16 protein-coding genes, 1 tRNA gene and 1 pseudogene are annotated in these 17230 nt (G+C 64.9%); 8 read left to right on the top strand and 10 right to left on the bottom strand.

The features are described from left to right. Positions 1–178 precede the first annotated feature (178 nt). Positions 179–1438, top strand: coding sequence for a penicillin-binding protein activator (locus BN1233_RS03955; protein WP_244470823.1), 1260 nt, complete (start codon positions 179–181; stop codon positions 1436–1438). Between the two features lie 25 nt (positions 1439–1463). On the opposite strand, the gene hemW is transcribed toward BN1233_RS03955, so the two are convergent. From hemW to rph, 3 genes are all read right to left on the bottom strand, one after another. Continuing rightward, positions 1464–2627, bottom strand: coding sequence for a radical SAM family heme chaperone HemW (hemW, locus tag BN1233_RS03950; protein ID WP_082145185.1), 1164 nt, complete (start codon positions 2625–2627; stop codon positions 1464–1466). A 159-nt stretch (positions 2628–2786) separates the two neighbouring features. Continuing rightward, on the bottom strand, positions 2787–3437 hold the full coding sequence (locus BN1233_RS03945) for a non-canonical purine NTP pyrophosphatase (RefSeq protein WP_046862474.1): 651 nt from the start codon (positions 3435–3437) through the stop codon (positions 2787–2789). A gap of 14 nt (positions 3438–3451) precedes the next feature. After that, positions 3452–4180 carry a ribonuclease PH gene (rph, locus tag BN1233_RS03940; protein WP_046862081.1) on the bottom strand — a complete coding sequence of 243 codons (729 nt, stop codon included), beginning with the start codon at positions 4178–4180 and terminating at the stop codon, positions 3452–3454. A gap of 241 nt (positions 4181–4421) precedes the next feature. Between rph and hrcA the strand changes: the two genes are divergently transcribed. Both hrcA and lepA read left to right on the top strand, forming a co-directional pair. Next, positions 4422–5510: a heat-inducible transcriptional repressor HrcA gene (hrcA, locus tag BN1233_RS03935; protein WP_046862080.1), complete on the top strand. Its 1089-nt coding sequence runs from the start codon at positions 4422–4424 to the stop codon at positions 5508–5510. 333 nt (positions 5511–5843) lie between these two features. Continuing rightward, positions 5844–7649, top strand: coding sequence for a translation elongation factor 4 (lepA, locus tag BN1233_RS03930; protein WP_046862079.1), 1806 nt, complete (start codon positions 5844–5846; stop codon positions 7647–7649). Between the two features lie 299 nt (positions 7650–7948). Here the strand turns inward: lepA and BN1233_RS03925 are convergent, their stop codons facing one another. The 4 genes from BN1233_RS03925 to BN1233_RS03910 form a co-directional block, all read right to left on the bottom strand. Continuing rightward, positions 7949–9040 carry an ATP-dependent DNA helicase gene (locus BN1233_RS03925; RefSeq protein WP_046862078.1) on the bottom strand — a complete coding sequence of 364 codons (1092 nt, stop codon included), beginning with the start codon at positions 9038–9040 and terminating at the stop codon, positions 7949–7951. A gap of 108 nt (positions 9041–9148) precedes the next feature. Beyond that, entirely contained in the window at positions 9149–10021 is an 873-nt protein-coding gene (locus tag BN1233_RS03920) for a DMT family transporter (RefSeq protein WP_244470824.1), read from the bottom strand. A 407-nt stretch (positions 10022–10428) separates the two neighbouring features. Beyond that, the gene (locus BN1233_RS03915) at positions 10429–10710 is read right to left on the bottom strand and encodes a hypothetical protein (protein WP_046862077.1); all 282 of its coding nucleotides are present in this window, start codon (positions 10708–10710) and stop codon (positions 10429–10431) included. Between the two features lie 178 nt (positions 10711–10888). Beyond that, complete coding sequence (locus BN1233_RS03910) at positions 10889–11122, bottom strand: hypothetical protein (protein WP_147706947.1); 234 nt, start codon at positions 11120–11122, stop codon at positions 10889–10891. Between the two features lie 294 nt (positions 11123–11416). On the opposite strand from BN1233_RS03910, the gene BN1233_RS50940 reads away from it, so the two are divergent. Beyond that, the gene (locus BN1233_RS50940; protein WP_082145125.1) at positions 11417–12211 is read left to right on the top strand and encodes a histone H1-like repetitive region-containing protein; all 795 of its coding nucleotides are present in this window, start codon (positions 11417–11419) and stop codon (positions 12209–12211) included. Positions 12212–12689: 478 nt separating this feature from the next. On the opposite strand, the gene BN1233_RS03900 is transcribed toward BN1233_RS50940, so the two are convergent. After that, positions 12690–13100: a PRC-barrel domain-containing protein gene (locus BN1233_RS03900; RefSeq protein WP_046862076.1), complete on the bottom strand. Its 411-nt coding sequence runs from the start codon at positions 13098–13100 to the stop codon at positions 12690–12692. 285 nt (positions 13101–13385) lie between these two features. Here BN1233_RS03900 and BN1233_RS03895 point away from each other — a divergent pair, with 285 nt between their 5' ends. After that, positions 13386–14558 (top strand): SDR family oxidoreductase, encoded by a 1173-nt coding sequence (locus BN1233_RS03895; RefSeq protein ID WP_046862075.1) that lies wholly within the window; start codon positions 13386–13388, stop codon positions 14556–14558. A gap of 150 nt (positions 14559–14708) precedes the next feature. Further along, on the top strand, positions 14709–15617 hold the full coding sequence (gene mepA, locus BN1233_RS03890) for a penicillin-insensitive murein endopeptidase (RefSeq protein WP_046862074.1): 909 nt from the start codon (positions 14709–14711) through the stop codon (positions 15615–15617). 44 nt (positions 15618–15661) lie between these two features. Here the strand turns inward: mepA and msrA are convergent, their stop codons facing one another. Together msrA and BN1233_RS03880 are read right to left on the bottom strand one after the other, a co-directional pair. Beyond that, positions 15662–16321 (bottom strand): peptide-methionine (S)-S-oxide reductase MsrA, encoded by a 660-nt coding sequence (gene msrA / locus BN1233_RS03885; RefSeq protein WP_046862073.1) that lies wholly within the window; start codon positions 16319–16321, stop codon positions 15662–15664. Between the two features lie 84 nt (positions 16322–16405). Then, positions 16406–16729, bottom strand: a complete 324-nt coding sequence (locus BN1233_RS03880) for a hypothetical protein (RefSeq protein WP_046862072.1) — start codon at positions 16727–16729, stop codon at positions 16406–16408. Between the two features lie 186 nt (positions 16730–16915). On the opposite strand from BN1233_RS03880, the gene BN1233_RS03875 reads away from it, so the two are divergent. Together BN1233_RS03875 and BN1233_RS48210 are read left to right on the top strand one after the other, a co-directional pair. Continuing rightward, positions 16916–17005: transfer RNA gene (locus tag BN1233_RS03875), tRNA-Ser, on the top strand. 138 nt (positions 17006–17143) lie between these two features. Next, positions 17144–17230: pseudogene (locus tag BN1233_RS48210) on the top strand (IS5/IS1182 family transposase); the annotation flags it as partial.

Raw genomic sequence — 17230 nt, 5'->3', positions numbered from 1 at the left:
GCATGCCCGGCCTTCGATGAGGAAGGGCGAACCGAGCCTGCGCCGAACGTTCGATTTCCTCTCGCGTCGCATCCGATGCGCAGCGATAGGATAACCGTTTACTTTTCCTTGCCATCGTTCCACGCAATCGATGAAAGGCGTGGCCTCGGAAGGATGCGTCATTCCACGCGATCGAGGGATGACGCGATCCGAAGGGCTGGCCGTATTGCTGCAAGGGCAGACCATGACGAGCTTCTTTGATCGGAGAATCAGCCGGCGTGCCTTCGCCGCTCTGGCTCCCCTCGGGTTGGCTGGCTGCGTCGGCTCCGGCACCCTGCTTCCGCCGGGTCTGGTCGGCGGTGAGACGCCTCCCCCTGAGAGCCCGATGGCTCCCATGAGCGGTTCGGTGGTCGGAACGGGGTCGGTTCGTGTCGCCCTGATCCTGCCGCTCTCCGGCCCGGGACATGGTGCCGTCGCCGCACAAAGCATGCGGAACGCGGCGGAGCTTGCGCTCGGCGAATTTCAGGATCCGGACATCACGCTCATCGTGAAGGATGACCGGGGCACGCCGGAGGGAGCGCGCGATGCGGCGAGCCAAGCCATCGCAGAGGGCGCCGAGTTCATCATCGGGCCCTTGTTTGCGGGCTCGGTGCAGGCGGCTGCCAGCGTGGCCCGGCAATCGGGCGTGCCGGTCGTCGCGTTCTCCACGGATGCCGGCGTGGCGAGCCGCGGCGTTTATCTCTTGAGCTTTCTTCCGCAGGAGGAGGTCGACAGGATCGTCGACTACGCGGCCTCGCGGGGCAAGCGCTCGGTGGCGATGCTCATTCCCGAGACGTCCTATGGCAGTGTGGTCGAGGCCCGGTTCAGCGAGGCGGTCGCGGCGCGGGGCCTGCGCATTGCCGCCCTCGAGCGCTATCCGGGCGGACAGCCGCAGGCTGCCGTCGGACGGCTCCGGATGGTAATCGGAGGAGCATCTCCCCAGGCGGATGCGATTCTCATCCCGGAAAGCGCCGAGGGGCTGCCGGCCGTCGATCAGGCTCTGCAGTCCGCAGGGTTCGACCCGCGGCGGGTGAAGCCGCTCGGAACCGGTGTCTGGAACGAGCCACGGGCCTTCTCGCTGCGGAGCCTGCAGGGCGGCTGGTTCGCGAGCCCGGACAGCCGGGGGTTCGACGCTTTCGCGGCGCGTTATCGCGCCCGCTACAACAGCGACCCGGTGCGCCTCGCAACACTGTCGTTCGATGCCGTATCCCTGGCTGCGGCCCTGGTGCGAACGCAGGGCACACAGCGCTTCACGGAGGGCGTGCTGACGAATCCGGCCGGCTTTGCGGGCGCGGATGGCGTCTTCCGGTTCCGCTCTGATGGTACGAGCGACCGGGCCCTCGCGGTGCACGAAATCCGGGACGGGACTCTCGCGACCGTCAGTGCCGCGCCGCGGACGCTGCCGGCACCCGGTTTCTGATCGAGTTCCTCAGGCCGCCAAGTCATCAAGCTGCCAAGTCGGCGACGACGGCATCGAGCACCGGGAAACCGGCTGCCGTGACGGCGAGCCGTCCGTCCGGCCGTAGCGCAACCAGTCCTTCGCGGGCGAGATCCTCGATGCGGCCCTCGTCGAGGGCGCGGCCGGTCAGCGCGGTGAAGCGGCCACGGTCGATGCCCTCGGTGAGGCGCAGCCCCATGAGCAGGAATTCGTCACCCTCCGCCTCGCTGGAAAGGGCCTCCTCGTCGAGGATCCCGTGTCCGTCCCGCTCGACGAGGGCAAGCCATGTTTCCGGGTGGCGCTCGGTGCTGGTGGCGATCCGGGCATTCCCCGTCACGATACGGCCGTGGGCGCCGGGCCCGACGCCGACATATTCGCCGTAGCGCCAGTAGAGGAGATTGTGGCGGGCCTCGGCGCCCGGCCTGGCATGATTGGAGATCTCGTAGGCCGGCATGCCATGCGCCTCGCAGATCTCCTGCGTCACGTCGTAGAAGGCGCGGGCCTCGTCGGGTCCCGGAAGGACCAGTTGTCCCGCCTTGTAGAGGCGCTCGAACCACGTGTCCGGCTCGATCGTGAGCTGGTAGAGCGAAAGGTGCTCGATACCCTGTCCGAGCGCCGCCCGCAGCTCGTGACGCCACGCGTCCAGATCCTGGCCGGGACGGGCATAGATGAGATCGAAGGACACCCGATCGAATTGCGACACCGCGATGCGCAGCGCGTCGAGCGCCTCCGCGGCACTGTGGAGGCGGCCAAGGCGGCGCAAATCTGCATCATCGAGCGCCTGGATCCCGAGGGAGACCCGGTTCACACCGGCTGCCCGATATCCGGCGAAACGCTCAGCCTCGACGCTCGTCGGATTGGCCTCGAGCGTCACCTCCACGTCAGGAGCAACCGCCCAGGTGCCGGAGACCGCCTCGAGGATGCCCTCGACCGTCTCGGGTTTCATCAGGGACGGGGTTCCCCCTCCGAGGAAGATGCTCGTGACCGTGCGCCCCGGCAGTCGTGCCGCGAAGCTGTCGATCTCCCGCCGGAACGCCGCGACGAACCTCGCCTGGTCGACAGGCTGGTGCCGGACATGGCTGTTGAAGTCGCAATATGGGCACTTCGAGAGGCAGAAGGGCCAGTGCACATAGACGCCGAAACCGGCATCGCGGGTCGGATGACGAACCATCATGCGCATATGAAGGTTTCGACGGGGGTTACCAAGAGACAAAACGACCGACCGGGAGCCTGACAGGATGCGGAGGCCCCACCGGCCTGCGTGGCACCGCGAAGGGCAACATGCACCTGGCAACCGGTCCGTCGCCGCACGTGAGCGGTCAGAGCCCGTTCAGCCGTTCCGATCGGAACCCAAGCAGCCTTCAGCCAGAGCCACGAAGGCGCGCGCCCGGTGCGAGAGGGCCTTTGGGGGGCGCGTGCTCCAATCGATGCCGTGCTTCTCCTCGGCGCTGATTTCCCCGAATGTCCGGTCGAGGCCGTCGGGCTGGAACATCGGATCGTAGCCGAACCCCTTGTCGCCGCGCGGCGGCCAGACCACCCGGCCGAAGACACGGCCTTCGAAGAGTTCCTCGTGCCCATCGGGCCAGGCGATGACGAGGGCCGAGACGAAATATGCGCCCCGCGCATCATCGGGAACATGGCGTTTCTGAAGTTCGTGCTCCACCCGCGCCATCGCTTTCCCGAAATCACGCTCGGGACCCGCCCAATCCGCGGTGAAGAGCCCGGGCGCGCCGTCAAGCGCAGTGACGCACAGACCTGAATCATCCGAAAAGGCCGGCAACCCGGTCGCAACCGCGGCAGCCCGCGCCTTCAGGGCAGCATTCTCCGCAAACATGTGCCCGGTCTCGTCTGGCACGGGAAGCCCGAGTTCACCCGCCGAGACCGCTTCGATCGCGAAGGGGGCGAGAAGCTCGCGCATTTCGCGCAGCTTGCCGGCATTGTGGGTGGCGACGACGATCCGGCCCGTGAGCCTTCGGTGCATGGTCCCGGCCAGCGTCATCCGGCGACGGCCTGCTTCTGCAGCGCCACGAGCTGCGACACACCGGTCTTGGCGAGCCGCAGGAGCTCGATGAACTCCTCCTCGGAGAAGGGTTTTCCTTCCGCGGTCCCCTGCACTTCCACCAGCCCGCCGGAGCCCGTGATCACGAAATTCGCATCCGTCTCCGCGGCCGAGTCCTCGGCATAATCGAGGTCGAGAACGGGCCTGCCCTGAAAAATCCCGCACGAGACCGCCGCGACCGGCTCGCGCAGGGGATTGAGCGAGATGATCGAGCGGCTCTGCATCCAGGTGAAGCACTCGTGGAGGGCCACCCAGGCGCCCGTGATGGAGGCCGTTCGCGTGCCGCCGTCGGCCTGCAGCACGTCGCAATCGATGACGATCTGGCGCTCGCCGATGGCTGGGAGATTGACGACGGCGCGCAGCGCCCGTCCGATCAGGCGCTGGATCTCCTGGGTCCGCCCGGACGGACGGCCGGCAGTCACCTCACGCCGCGTGCGCTCGTGCGTGGCGCGCGGCAGCATCGCATATTCGGCCGTGATCCAACCTTTGCCGCTGCCCCGGAGCCAGGGGGGCCCCCTTTCCTCGAGCGAGGCCGTGCAGAGAACCTTCGTGTTCCCGAAGGAGACGAGGCATGAGCCCTCTGCGTAGCGCGCGACGCTGCGCTCAAGCGTGACCGGGCGAAGTTCGTCTGGCGCCCTCATGGAAGGCCGCGGGGAGGATGTCATCATGGCTCTCCGTTCGGGTGCGCGGTGATAGACCGCTCACACCGGGGCGGCAAGCACCCGATGTCTCCTGTCCGAACGTCACCAGGTCGAAGGCCTCTCGGATCCCGTGTCATGAGGAATGCTGCATTGTCGTGGAACCTCATGATGAAAGTACCTCTCGCCGTCCCGCCTTGCATGGTGGCGCGAGCCTCCGCACATTATGGTCGTCGAACACAGTCGATGAGTTTCGCAACGGAAGCGTATGACGGCGCGCCCACCCCTTTCTGCAACAGAGCATCGTGCGATCACCGACCTCAATGATCGCTCACGAGAGATCTTCCGACAGATCGTGGAGAGCTATCTTGCCACGGGTGAACCGGTCGGCTCGCGCAATCTGTCCCGCATCCTCCCCATGACCCTGTCGCCGGCCTCGATCCGCAACGTGATGGCGGATCTCGAGGCGGCCGGTCTCGTCTATGCGCCGCATACCAGCGCCGGGCGGATGCCAACCGAGATGGGATTGCGTCTTTTCGTCGATGCCATGCTCGAGATCGGCGATGTCTCGGCGGAGGAACGCGCCCGCATCGAGGCCCAGATGAAGGCAGCCGCCTCCGGGCACACCTTCGAATCCGCGCTCGCGGAAGCTTCCGCGCTGCTGTCCGGCGTGTCTCGGGGAGCGGGCCTCGTCGTCACCACGAAGTCGAACCCCGAACTGAAACATATCGAGTTCGTGCGCCTCGATCCGTCGCGAGCCCTGGTGGTGCTGGTTGCCGCGGACGGATCCGTAGAGAACCGACTCCTTCCACTCCCGCCTGGGCTGCCTGCCGGCGCTCTCCTGGAAGCCGGCAACTTCCTCAACGCGAGGATACGCGGCAAGACGCTTGCCGATCTGAAGTCCGATATCGAGGTCCGGCGATCGGAGATGGAGCGGGAGCTCGACGAGCTGACGGCGAAACTCGTCGAGGCCGGCCTGGCAACGACCGTGGGCCCCGCGGAGTCGCGCCAACTCATCGTTCGCGGCCAAGCGAACCTGCTCGAGGATCTCAAGGCCGCCCAGGACCTTGAGCGGATCCGGCTTCTCTTTTCCGACCTCGAGACGCAGACCGACGTCATCGATCTGCTCTCCCGGGCGGAGCACGCGGATGGCGTCCGGATCTTCATCGGATCCGAGAACAAGCTCTTCTCGCTCTCGGGCTCCTCGCTCGTGGCGGCGCCGTTCCGCGACGCCAACCAGAAGATCCTCGGCGTCCTCGGAGTGATCGGGCCGACGCGCCTCAACTACGCGCGTATCGTCCCGATGGTCGATTATACCGCGAAGGTCGTTTCCCGGTTGCTCGACCAGCCCCGATAGAATCGGTTTTGCGCCGTCGTAGACTTTCCTGCGCTGGCAGAAGGCAGCTCGCAGGCGCTGCGGCGCGCTCCAGGCGGCATCGTAGAAGGAGACTCCACCCGGGGTTACCGCTACGCCGCGACACCGCCGCTGCTCCCGGAACACTTGGCGAACCGGGGGCGGGCTGTTATCTCCCCTTCGCGTTTTCAAGCACGGCAGGTCGGGTGCCGTTCGAGAACGTGAGATCGAAGCGCAGCGTTTTCGCACCCGAAGACGCAGCCTTGCCGGAGCCTTGCCACGACGGTGGAAATGCCCCGGATGCCGAGCCCGACAGCTTCCGAGATCGCGAGCCCCATGACCGCGCAACCCATCGACAACATCCGCAACTTCTCGATCGTCGCGCATATCGACCACGGCAAGTCGACGCTCGCGGATCGGCTCATCCAGAAGACCGGCGCGGTTGCGGATCGCGACATGGTCGAGCAGGTGCTCGACAATATGGAGATCGAGCGCGAGCGCGGGATCACCATCAAGGCGCAGACGGTGCGGCTCGAATACAGGGCGCAGGACGGGCGCACATATATATTGAATCTGATGGACACCCCGGGCCACGTCGACTTCGCGTACGAGGTGTCCCGGTCATTGGCCGCCTGCGAGGGTTCGCTCCTGGTCGTCGACGCATCGCAGGGCGTCGAGGCTCAGACTCTTGCGAACGTCTATCACGCCATCGACGCCAACCACGAGATCGTGCCGGTCCTCAACAAGATCGACCTGCCGGCGGCCGAGCCCGATCGGGTGAAGGAGCAGATCGAGGAAGTGATCGGGATCGATGCGTCCGATGCGGTCCCGATCTCGGCGAAGACCGGGCTCAACATCGAGGGTGTGCTGGAGGCCATCGTCCAACGTCTGCCGCCGCCCAAGGGTGATCGATCGGCTCCGCTCAAGGCACTTCTCGTCGACAGCTGGTACGATCCCTATCTCGGCGTCGTCGTCCTGGTGCGGATCGTCGATGGCGTGCTGCGCAAGGGCAACCGCATTCGCATGCTGGGCACGGGCGCCGCATACGACGTCGATCGCATCGGCGTATTTCGCCCGAAGATGACGGAAGTCGAGGAACTCGGGCCAGGCGAGGTCGGCTTTCTCACGGCCTCGATCAAGGAGGTTGCGGATACCCGTGTCGGCGACACGATCACCGATGATCGCAAGCCGACCGCGACGCCCCTGCCGGGATTCAAACCTGTCCAGCCCGTCGTGTTCTGCGGTCTCTTTCCCGTCGATGCAGCCGATTTCGAGAGCCTACGCGCTGCAATGGGCAAGCTGCGCCTGAACGACGCTTCCTTCACTTATGAGATGGAGACATCCGCGGCGCTCGGCTTCGGCTTCCGGTGCGGGTTCCTCGGACTCCTCCATCTCGAGATCATCCAGGAGCGCCTGGAACGCGAGTTCAATCTCGACCTGATCTCGACGGCGCCGAGCGTCGTCTACAAGCTCACGATGTCCGACGGAGAGCAGCGCGAGCTCCACAATCCGGCGGACATGCCCGACGTGATGAAGATCGAAACGATCGAGGAACCCTGGATCCGGGCGACGATCCTGACGCCGGACGAGTATCTCGGTGGCGTGCTGAAGCTCTGCCAGGACCGGCGCGGCGTGCAGATCGATCTCAACTATGTCGGGCGCCGGGCCATGGTGGTCTACGATCTGCCCCTGAACGAGGTCGTGTTCGACTTCTATGACCGGCTCAAATCGATCTCGAAGGGCTACGCGTCCTTCGACTATCACATCTCCGACTACCGCGAGGGCGACCTCGTGAAGATGTCGATCCTCGTGAACGGCGAGCCCGTCGACGCGCTGTCGATGCTCGTCCACCGCGCCCGTGCGGAAAGCCGCGGCCGGGCGATGTGCGAGAAGCTGAAGGATCTCATCCCGCAGCACCTCTTCCAGATCCCTGTCCAGGCGGCGATCGGCGGCAAGATCATCGCCCGCGAGACGATCCGCGCCCTGCGCAAGGACGTGACGGCGAAGTGCTACGGCGGCGACATCAGCCGCAAGCGCAAGCTCCTCGAGAAGCAGAAGGAAGGCAAGAAGCGCATGCGCCAGTTCGGCAAGGTCGAGATCCCGCAGGAAGCCTTCATCGCCGCCCTGAAGATGGACAGCTGACACGCGGGAGAGCGCGGGACGTAGCGAAGCGCGGATACCGCCGCAACTTCAGAGCGCGGTGTTTCCCTCCTCACCCGGACGGTTCGCGTCCGACCTCTCCCACAAGCGGCGGAGGTGAGGACGGCGCAGCGCGCAGATCACTTTTGGGTTCGTTCTGCCAAATTGGGGCGACCTCTCCCACACGGGGCGGGTGAGGGTAGCGGCACCGATATTGCAAGCACGGCGCAATCCTCACGTGCTACAGGATAGCACGGTGTTTCACCCCTGTCCCGCAAGGGAAGAGGCGATCTCCGCTCCAATCAGCGCACGATCGTGATGCGCTCGGCGGCTCGTGTGAGCGCTGTGTAGAGCCACCGGCTGCGGTGTTCGCGGAAGGCGAAGGACTCGTCGAACAGCACGACATCGTCCCACTGCGAACCCTGCGCCTTGTGCACCGTCAAAGCATAGCCATAGGTGAATTCGTCGGAGTCGCGCCGCTGCGCAAAGGGGATTTCCTCCTCCTTGCTCTCGAAGAAGGCCCGGTGGACCGAGACCTCGGCGGGCCTGCGGCGGAAGTCTTCCTCGGGCAGAAGATCCATGCGCACGAGATCTCCCTTCGGCGGATAGAGCGTCTTCACGGTCCAGGTTCCGCCGTTCAGAAGGCCTTTGGCCTTGTCGTTGCGCAGGCAGACGAGCTTCTCACCAGCCGCTGGCATCGGATCGCGAAAGCCTGCGAGTTCCCGGATGCGCGTATTGTAGATACGCCGCGTGTGGTTGCGGCCGACCAGGATCTGATCCGCCGCAGTGACACGCGCGGCATCCACATCCCTGCGGCGGATCACGGCGCTCTCGCCGTATTGCCCGTATTCGAGTTGCCCGCCCTCGCGCACGATCATCGAGAGGCGCACGATCGGATTGTCCTGCGCCTGCCGGTGCACCTCGGTGAGCATCACGTCTGGCTGTGCCTCGGTAAAGAACCCTCCGCCTCTGACCGGTGGTAGCTGCGCCGGATCACCGAGCACGAGGACGGGCCGGCCGAACGAAAGAAGATCGCGCCCCAGTTCCTCGTCCACCATGGAACATTCATCAATGATGATCAGGTCGGATTTCGCGGCCGCGCTCGACCGGTTGATGACGAATTGCGGCCCGCCCTCATCGCTCTCCCGCGACCGATAGATCATCGAATGAATCGTCGAGGCATCCATGCAGCCCTTCGCGCGAAGCACGAGCGCAGCCTTGCCCGTGAAAGCCCCGAACGTCACCTCGCCATCGACGCCTTCCGCGATATGGCGTGCGAGCGTCGTCTTGCCGGTCCCCGCGTATCCGAAGAGGCGAAAGACCGGCTGGTCGCCTCGCCGTAGCCAGTCCCTGACGGCCCTAAGTGCCGCCTCCTGCTCTCGCGACCGGGTCATGCCGCTGTGGTCCTGCACACGGTGCGCTTCGGCGAGTGGGAAGCCGCGCGTCGATTCAGGCTCATGCAGGACATCAGCCTGCGAGGCGCCCGCATGCGACCAGCTGGCTCATGCCGCCGCCCTCCGCGACTCCGCACGCAGGTTGAAGAGGATCCCGCCGATGATGAAGAGGCTTCCGAGCAGCAGCAACGGGTCAAGACTCTCGCCAAAAAACTGCCAGCCGACGATCGCGATCAGCGGTACCCGCAGGAAATCGAGCGGCATGACGACCGTTGCGTCGCCATAGCGGTAGGCGTTCGTCAGGCAGAAATGCGAGGCGAGGCCGCCCACGCCCAGAGCAATGAGCGGGATGATGTGGTTCGGTTCGAGCTTCAGCCAGAAGGCTTCTCCGGCGCCCATAAAATTGAGCGGCCCTTGAATGAGATTCATCCAGACAAGGATCGTGAAGGTGGTCTGGGTGGCCGTGAGGTGCTTGGTGATGACGGCGGTGATCGCGAAGGCGAGAGCAGCGGCGAGCACGATCAGGCCTTCCAGCCTCAAGCCCTCCAAGCCCGGCCGCAGGATGATCATCACCCCGATGAAACCCGAGACGACAGCGACGACACGTCCGAGGGTCATTCGCTCGCCGAGAAAAAGCACTGCGAGAATGGCCGTCCAGAGCGGTGCCGTGAATTCCAGCGCGAACACCATCGCGAGCGGCAGGATCGTGACGGCGACGGTCCAGCCATAGGTTCCCGCAAAGTGGACGACGTTCCGTACGACATGGAGCGAGAGCTTCTTGGGGATCAGCTGAGCCCGGAGCTTTGGTTGGACCAGAGCAAGCCCCAGAAGAAGCACCAGCGCGAATCCGGCTCGGAACGCGAGCATCTCGAACGCCGAGAATGTCCGGGACAGCAACCGGACCGCGACAGCGCTCGCCGAGAACGACGTCAGCGCGCCGGTCATCCAAAGGACGATGAAGAAGACGGGGGAGGATGTCACCAAGTCACCTGTGCGAGGTGCTGGAACCGGCTGCGCGAACCCGAATGGCAGGGATCGAGCGCAAGATCCGACTGTCTTCTGGTTCGACGCGGTGGGGCTGGTTCGCCGCGAGGAGGGAGTTCATGAAGCAGATCAGGGGAGAAATCCGACGGGAGCGGAGCGCCTCGGACAGATGCCGAACCGCAACCTGGGACCTCGCTCTAGCGCGTTTCGCCGCGCAGGGGAACGCGTTTGCCGGCTGGCAATCCGCAAGCAGCCCCTTACCCATAGGTCAGGAAGCGAGCCGGGAATTCCCGCAAGCAGCACCTCTCGGCGCCCTTTGCGCGACCGCCGCGCGGCTTCCATCCTGGTGATTCAGGCCGGTTGGAGTCGTGTCGCCATGCCCGAGATGGTCGGAGGATTCCTGCCTAGAGGTAGGCGACCATGCGTCCCGCACCGAGCACGATGACCCAGGCGAAGAGCGACATCGCTGCCGTCGCGCGCGCCACCGAGGATGAGACGTCGCGGATGGCGAGGTAATACACGGCGATGTGCAGCAGTCCGAGCACGATCGCCGCCAGCTTGAGCAGAAGGGCAGGATTGGTGCCGAGCGCCAAGGCCTCTGCCGTCAGAAGCAAGAGATCCGTCGGAATCTGCACGGCCAACCTGCAGGCAGCAATCGGAATCGCGAGAGCGCCGATGACCGACACGATCTCCGTACACCTGCGAATGAGCGCCAGATCAAAGACGGAGATGGCGCCGACGAGGAGCGCCGCGCCGGGGACATGCAGAACGTCGAGGCGGTATAGAGCCGGGCGGAATGGCAGGCGAGATGACCGAGCGATGAGTCCTGGAGAGGCGCAAGCCCCCTCTCCTAGGCATCTCCCATCACCGCAGTTCGAAGCTACGATCGCCGAGCGCAATGCGCTCGGCCCGCATCTCGCGATCCGTTCGTGTCGACACGTAACCCTCCGCCCGAACCATTGTCCCGACCTTCAGCATGTCGGGCTCGAGACCACGTGCATTCATCCGGAAAGGCGGCGCCAGCACGAGCTCCCACGCCGCTCCGTCGTGGGTCACTCCGATTTGAACATGCGGATTCTGCCAGGCGACGCGCGTCACGGCGCTTTCGATCACGACCGTACGCGATGCATCTTAACTGCCCCAACCGTGGTGCGCGATGGCTCCTCCCGCCGCGATCACAAGAACTGAAACGAGCATCAGAGAACGCATCTTCATCATCCTTCCAGAACACTCGTTATACTACCAAGTCATTGTTTTTCATTGGTAATTTTATAGCTCTCGCGGCGCGAGCGGAGCCGATCGAACGACCTCGGGAAGCCTTTACAGCCAATCACTTGAGACCCGTTGGAGCACATCGGATCGGCCGTATGCGCGCGTCTGCAAGTGCCTCCCATGGCAAGTATCCACAGAAAACATGCAAATTCTACTTCCAACACTTTCCGTTCAGCGGAACCCGGTTGGTATAACGACGTTGCCTTGTGCAAGCGTGACGGCTGCACGCGAGGGCGCCTGAAGGAGGCGGAAATGCCGACAGACGACAAGTCCACTTGGTTTGGTGAAGTGAGTACAGACATCCCCGAGGAAACGACAGAAGAGTCCACCACCGAAACGAAGCCTGCTCGCAAGAGACGTACGACGCGGAAAGCGTCGACCACCGGTGCACGAACCGGAGCGAGAAGGACCGGCGCACGCAAGACCGGAGCCCGGAAGACCGGCGCGAAGAAGACTGCTGCCCGGAAGACCGCCGCCAAGAGAGGCACGAAGAGTGCCACGAAGCGTGGCGCGGCCAAGAAGACGACCGCGCGGAAGACGACCGCCCGGAAGACCGGCGCGAAGAAGACTGCTGCCCGGAAGACCGCCGCCAAGAGAGGCACGAAGAGTGCCACGAAGCGCGGTACCGCCAGGAAGACGGCTGCGCGGAAGACCACCGCTCGGAAGACGGCTGCGCGGAAGACGACAGCCCGGAAGACCGGTGCAAAGAAGACCGCCGCTCGCACGACACGGAAGACTGCATCCCGTTCGACGGCGCGTGGTAGCGCGAGGACTGCCTCTCGCAAGACGACTGCTCGCAAGACCGGTGCGAAGAAGGGAACGACGCGGCGCGCCGCAGCCGCCACGAGCCGCACCTCATCGACAAAGCGGTCCGGCCGGGTCGGCACGAAGCGATCCCCGCGTAAGCGCAGGTAGGCGTATCGGCGTGCCCGAGATCCGATCTGTGCCATGATCACAATGGTGCGGATCGGATCTCGGGCACTCTCCAGTCGTATGCGACAGGCAATCGCCCGGTCTAGGCCGGGCGATTGTCGTTTCGGCCGGACCTCGTTCCCGGAAGTGCTGCTCCCTTTCTCACGCCCTCTTCGTCATTGCGAACGGAGCGAAGCCATTCAGGAGCGCATTGGTCGAAGGGTAGATTGCTTTGCCTGCGGCTCGCAATGGCGGTGAGGCGCCGGAAAGGGCTGTGCGTGCACTGTGCTGACGGCTCGCGGTCGCGAAGGCAGCTCCGCAACCCAGATCTCCGACGTATCCTGCCAGTCGCGCGCCTCGCATTCCCAAAGCGTCCGATTAACGAAAATCGCCCGGCCGGTGGCCGGGCGATTTCTTCGGATCCGGAGTTGAACCGCCGCGGCGGCCTCGATTCAATCCAACTTGCCTGAGCCGCGTGCCGTCAGCGGCCCGTGCTCATCGGGTCCGACTCTCCCCAGTATGGCGTCGCATTGTAGTAGCGATGCACGTGCTCCTCCCACTCACGGTCGTAGGATGCGTCTTGCCCCTCCGCATTCCGGCGAGGAGCGCCCCGCAGTTGATCCTCCGTGAGGTTCAGCTCGTAGGCGTCGAGCTGGGTATTGTATTTGAGAACGCCCCAGGGAAGGGTGTAGTACTCCTCGCCGAGGCCCATGATCCCGCCGAAGCTCATGACCGCATAGGCCACGTGGCCGCTTCGCTTGTCGATCATGACGCGCTCGATCGTTCCGATCTTCTCGCCGTCCGTGCGTCGCACGGGAGTGCCCTCGACCTTGTCACTCGCGATGAGGGCACGGGTTTCGCGGACATCTCCGCTTTGAACCGTCGTCTGCATGGCAATGCACCTCCTGTGAAGCCTGAGGGAAAACGCCGCTCGGAAAGCGACGTTCCTGCCTGGGCTTCCGGAGCACGCAGTTGGATACGCGGGGTCAACCCCAGCCGCTGCCACGGCGGATATCCGTTGCCAGCACGGTCCTCGTCATTGCCTCTCGCATGGCGGACGCAGCGGTTCGGATCCAGGCAGGCAGGAGCAATGTCGGAGAGATCCGTTCCTGACTGCGCCCGGAACCCCTCTCTTCCACGGGACGTTGAACTCCATCCTGACAGCAAGGAGTCTCCCATGGCCGTTCGCCTGAAACCTGTCGAAGAACAGGTCGTCGTGATCACGGGTGCCTCGAGCGGCATCGGCCTCACCACCGCCCGAATGTTTGCCGAACGGGGAGCACGCGGCCTCGTGCTCGCGGCCCGGAATGCCGAAACGCTCGATGACATCGCCCGCGAATTGAGCGCTCGCGGAACGCACACCATCGCCGTGCCGGCCGATACCGCGAAGCGCGAGGACATCGAGCAAATCGCCCGCACCGCCACGGAGACCTTTGGGGGATTCGACACCTGGGTCAACGACGCCGCAGCCGCCTTGTATGGCAGGCTCGAGGAGATTCCGATCGAGGACCAGCGGCACCAGTTCGAGGTCAATTACTGGGGCGTTGTGAACGGCTCGCTCATTGCCGCGCGCCACCTGCGCGAGCGCGGAGGCGGCGCGATCATCAATCTCGGCAGTGTCTTGTCCGAGCGCGCCATGCTCTTCCAGACGCAGTATTCCGCGACGAAGCACGCGGTAAAGGCCTTCACGGATGGTCTGCGCATGGAGCTCGAGCGGGAGGGAGCACCGATTTCCGTAACGCTGATCAAACCCTCGGCGATCGACACTCCCTATCCCGAGCACGCCCGCAACTACATGGGAGACAATCCCGCGCTTCCGCCGCCGATCTACGATCCGCATCTCGTCGCAAAGGCAATCGTGTTCGCGGCAGAGCACCAGAAGCGGGACCTGACCGTCGGGTTCGGCGGTTGGATGATCGGCGCTCTCGGAGCGATTGCGCCGCGCCTGACGGACGTCGTGATGGAGTTGGTCGGGTATGCAACGCAATCGACCCGCGAGCGCCAGCGCGAATCCATGCGGGACAATCTCTACCGCCCCCGGCAAGATGGCGATGAGTATTCCTCTCTCGCCAGGGAACCGCGCAAGACGAGCGTGTTCCTCGCAGCACAGATGCACCCCTTCGCGACCGCCGTCGTCCTTGCGGGAATTGGTGCCGCGGTGGCTGCGTTCCTGATTCCGCGCGAAAGCCGCAACAGGCCCAGACCCCGCGCGCGCTCTGCAGTGCCCGCCCGGCGCTCCGAGCAGGTGACCACCAAGACGAGTGGCAACGGGCACAGTGAATACGTCGTCGGGCCCGGCTATCGGGCGCGGCACGAACCCTTTCACGGTCGCCCGCAACCGCGGCATTGACGATGCATGCGCGCCTCGGTGAGGCGGCTGCGGATGGGATGTGACCGCGTGAGAGCAAGCCCGAGGCGCATCGCTTCCTCGGACAATGCGCCGCGCTTTCTGGGAGCCGGGGCCCTTCCGGATCGGCATCGCCCCGGCTAGCCTCGGGGCATGCTTCGCTCTGCCTTACTCGTCCTAACCCTTTCCCTGCTGCCGCTCGCATCTCAAGCGCAGACCGTCGGAACGCTCGATCCGAAGCCGCTGCCGCCCCTCGCCAATCCGACGGATCCGTCGGTGCCCGCGAAGGAACTGTTCGGACGGCGCACTCGCCCGGCGGCGCTCGAACCTGAATCGATCGGCAGCTATGCCCGAGGCTGCGTGGCCGGGGCCGCAATGCTTCCGATCGACGGCGAGACCTGGCAGGTGATGCGCCTGTCCCGTAACCGGAACTGGGGCCATCCGCATCTCGTCAGCTATCTCCAGCGTCTCGCCCAGCGCGTGCCGGAGATCAACGGCTGGCCGGGACTTCTCGTCGGCGATATTTCCCAGCCGCGCGGCGGCCCAATGCTGACCGGCCATGCCTCACATCAGGTCGGCCTCGATGCCGATGTGTGGCTGACGCCGATGCCCTCGCGAACGCTGTCGCGTGTGGAACGGGAGGAATTGTCCGCGACGAACATGGTGCGATCCGACCGTCTCGATATCGACCCTGCTGTCTGGACACCGCAGCACACCGCCCTGATCCGGGCCGTCGCCCGTGATCGCGAGGTGGCACGGATCTTCGTGAATCCGGCTATCAAGCGCGCGCTTTGCCGCGAGGCCGGTGATGACCGGTCGTGGCTCTCGAAGGTGCGGCCGATGTGGGGCCACAACTATCATTTCCACATCAGGATGGCCTGCCCTCGAGGCGACGCAAGCTGCTCGAACCAGGCGCCGCCGCCGCGCGATGACGGATGCGGCGCGGAGCTCGCCAACTGGTTCACCCCACAAATGCTGAACCCCAAGCCCGGCAAGCCACGCCCGCCCTTGACGTTGGCGCAGCTGCCATCGGAGTGCAGACGCGTACTCCTGGCCGAATAGAGCCCCATCTGTGAGGACCTGTCCTCACGGCTCCGGACGAGTCGTCAGGCCGTTACGCCGACTCCGATCGGACACGAGACGCCCGTGCCGCCGAGCCCGCAATAGCCGCCGGGATTCTTGGCGAGGTATTGCTGGTGGTAGTCTTCCGCGAAGTAGAACGGCGGAGCGGGCAGGATCTCCGTCGTGATCGGACCAAGGCCCCGCGCAGCGAGGGCCTTGCCGTAAGCCTCCTTTGACGCGCGGGCGAGAGCCTCCTGCTCGTCGTCGAAGGTGTAGATGCCGGAGCGGTACTGCGTGCCGACATCGTTGCCCTGGCGCATGCCCTGCGTCGGATCATGGTTCTCCCAGAAGGTCTTCAGAAGCGTCTCGTAGGTGATCGCAGCCGGATCATAGACAACGAGCACGACCTCGTTGTGCCCCGTCATGCCGGAGCAGACCTCCTCGTAGGTCGGGTTCGGCGTGAGGCCGCCGGCATATCCGGCCGTCGTGATCCAGATCCCCGACTCGAGCTGCCAGAACTTGCGCTCCGCGCCCCAGAAACAGCCGAGACCGAACAGGGCCTTTCGGCTACCCTCCGGATAGGGACTTTTCAGGGGACGGCCGTTCACGAAGTGGCGCTCGGCTGTGGGAATCGGCTGGCTGCGCCCCGGCAGAGCCTCATCGGCACTGGGGAGCGTCATGGGCTTTTTCAGGAAGGCGAACATGGGAGCTCCTGTCTCGACTTCGATATGTAAGCAGGGAGCACGCCCGCTGCGAGGCCCTTGGAGGCCCGGCAGCGGTGGGACCGATCACTGCTCCGCCGGATAGCCGATCGGCTCCGGAGGCTTCTGCCCCAGCCACAGAAGCAGAGCCCCGAGGGCAAAGCCGACGACCGAGGCTGGGAGAAGGAAGAAGTTCAGAAGGATGGGGTCCCACAGGAACGGATGAATGTGGCGGGTGACCCCAGGCTCGATGAGCGGAAACGTGCTCGGAAAGAGCGTGAAGGCCACCTCCCCTAGCGGCACGAAGGAGACCTCGCCGTTCGCGAAGGTGCGAGTCGCATCGACGATCAGGCCGACGAAGCCGGCGGCCAGAAGGAGAAAGCCGAGCACGCGCGCCAGGAAGCGGATCATGAAGGTGAAGCCTCGTGTCCGGAACAGCTAAGCGCCTAGGGCCGCGTCGGCAAGGTGGCGGTTCGGCGCGGCATGAGGTGCAGTCGCCGAGCGCCCTCGGGCTCACGATCGTCTTGCCTTACCGGAGCAAGGGCTATACACGACCGCGTCGCCCGCTGAGGCGGCTGGGCCCTTCGGGGCTCTGCGGGAGAGGTGGCCGAGTGGTTGAAGGCGCACGCCTGGAACGCGTGTATACGGGCAACCGTATCGAGGGTTCGAATCCCTCTCTCTCCGCCACCTTCCACGATATCGCGAGCTGAGGAGCGATCAGCTCTCGCGGCTCTTCGCGCCCTCTCAGAGCCTGACTGGAAAGGGTTGAGTGGTCTCAAGCGTCTGTGATTCCGTCGGATTTGCGAAGATTCGATGGAGTTCACGATGCCTTGGACGGAGACCACTCGTCGGCAGTATCGGCGGGATGGACTGCGGTATCAAGCGACCTCACGGATGCCGAGTGGGCGCTAG

The sequence above is a fragment of the Microvirga massiliensis genome, from assembly GCF_001006805.1.
Classification (GTDB): domain Bacteria; phylum Pseudomonadota; class Alphaproteobacteria; order Rhizobiales; family Beijerinckiaceae; genus Microvirga; species Microvirga massiliensis.
This window is presented reverse-complemented; position numbering and strand designations above follow the sequence as displayed.

Excerpts from the sequence above, each read along its gene's own strand:
- BN1233_RS03955 (WP_244470823.1), top strand. The coding sequence starts at position 179 with ATGACGCGATCCGAAGGGCTGGCCGTATTGCTGCAAGGGCAGACCATG.
- hemW (WP_082145185.1), bottom strand. The coding sequence starts at position 2,627 with ATGGTTCGTCATCCGACCCGCGATGCCGGTTTCGGCGTCTATGTGCAC.
- BN1233_RS03945 (WP_046862474.1), bottom strand. The coding sequence starts at position 3,437 with ATGCACCGAAGGCTCACGGGCCGGATCGTCGTCGCCACCCACAATGCC.
- rph (WP_046862081.1), bottom strand. The coding sequence starts at position 4,180 with ATGACATCCTCCCCGCGGCCTTCCATGAGGGCGCCAGACGAACTTCGC.
- hrcA (WP_046862080.1), top strand. The coding sequence starts at position 4,422 with ATGACGGCGCGCCCACCCCTTTCTGCAACAGAGCATCGTGCGATCACC.
- lepA (WP_046862079.1), top strand. The coding sequence starts at position 5,844 with ATGACCGCGCAACCCATCGACAACATCCGCAACTTCTCGATCGTCGCG.
- BN1233_RS03925 (WP_046862078.1), bottom strand. The coding sequence starts at position 9,040 with ATGACCCGGTCGCGAGAGCAGGAGGCGGCACTTAGGGCCGTCAGGGAC.
- BN1233_RS50940 (WP_082145125.1), top strand. The coding sequence starts at position 11,417 with ATGGCAAGTATCCACAGAAAACATGCAAATTCTACTTCCAACACTTTC.
- BN1233_RS03900 (WP_046862076.1), bottom strand. The coding sequence starts at position 13,100 with ATGCAGACGACGGTTCAAAGCGGAGATGTCCGCGAAACCCGTGCCCTC.
- BN1233_RS03895 (WP_046862075.1), top strand. The coding sequence starts at position 13,386 with ATGGCCGTTCGCCTGAAACCTGTCGAAGAACAGGTCGTCGTGATCACG.
- mepA (WP_046862074.1), top strand. The coding sequence starts at position 14,709 with ATGCTTCGCTCTGCCTTACTCGTCCTAACCCTTTCCCTGCTGCCGCTC.
- msrA (WP_046862073.1), bottom strand. The coding sequence starts at position 16,321 with ATGTTCGCCTTCCTGAAAAAGCCCATGACGCTCCCCAGTGCCGATGAG.
- BN1233_RS03880 (WP_046862072.1), bottom strand. The coding sequence starts at position 16,729 with ATGATCCGCTTCCTGGCGCGCGTGCTCGGCTTTCTCCTTCTGGCCGCC.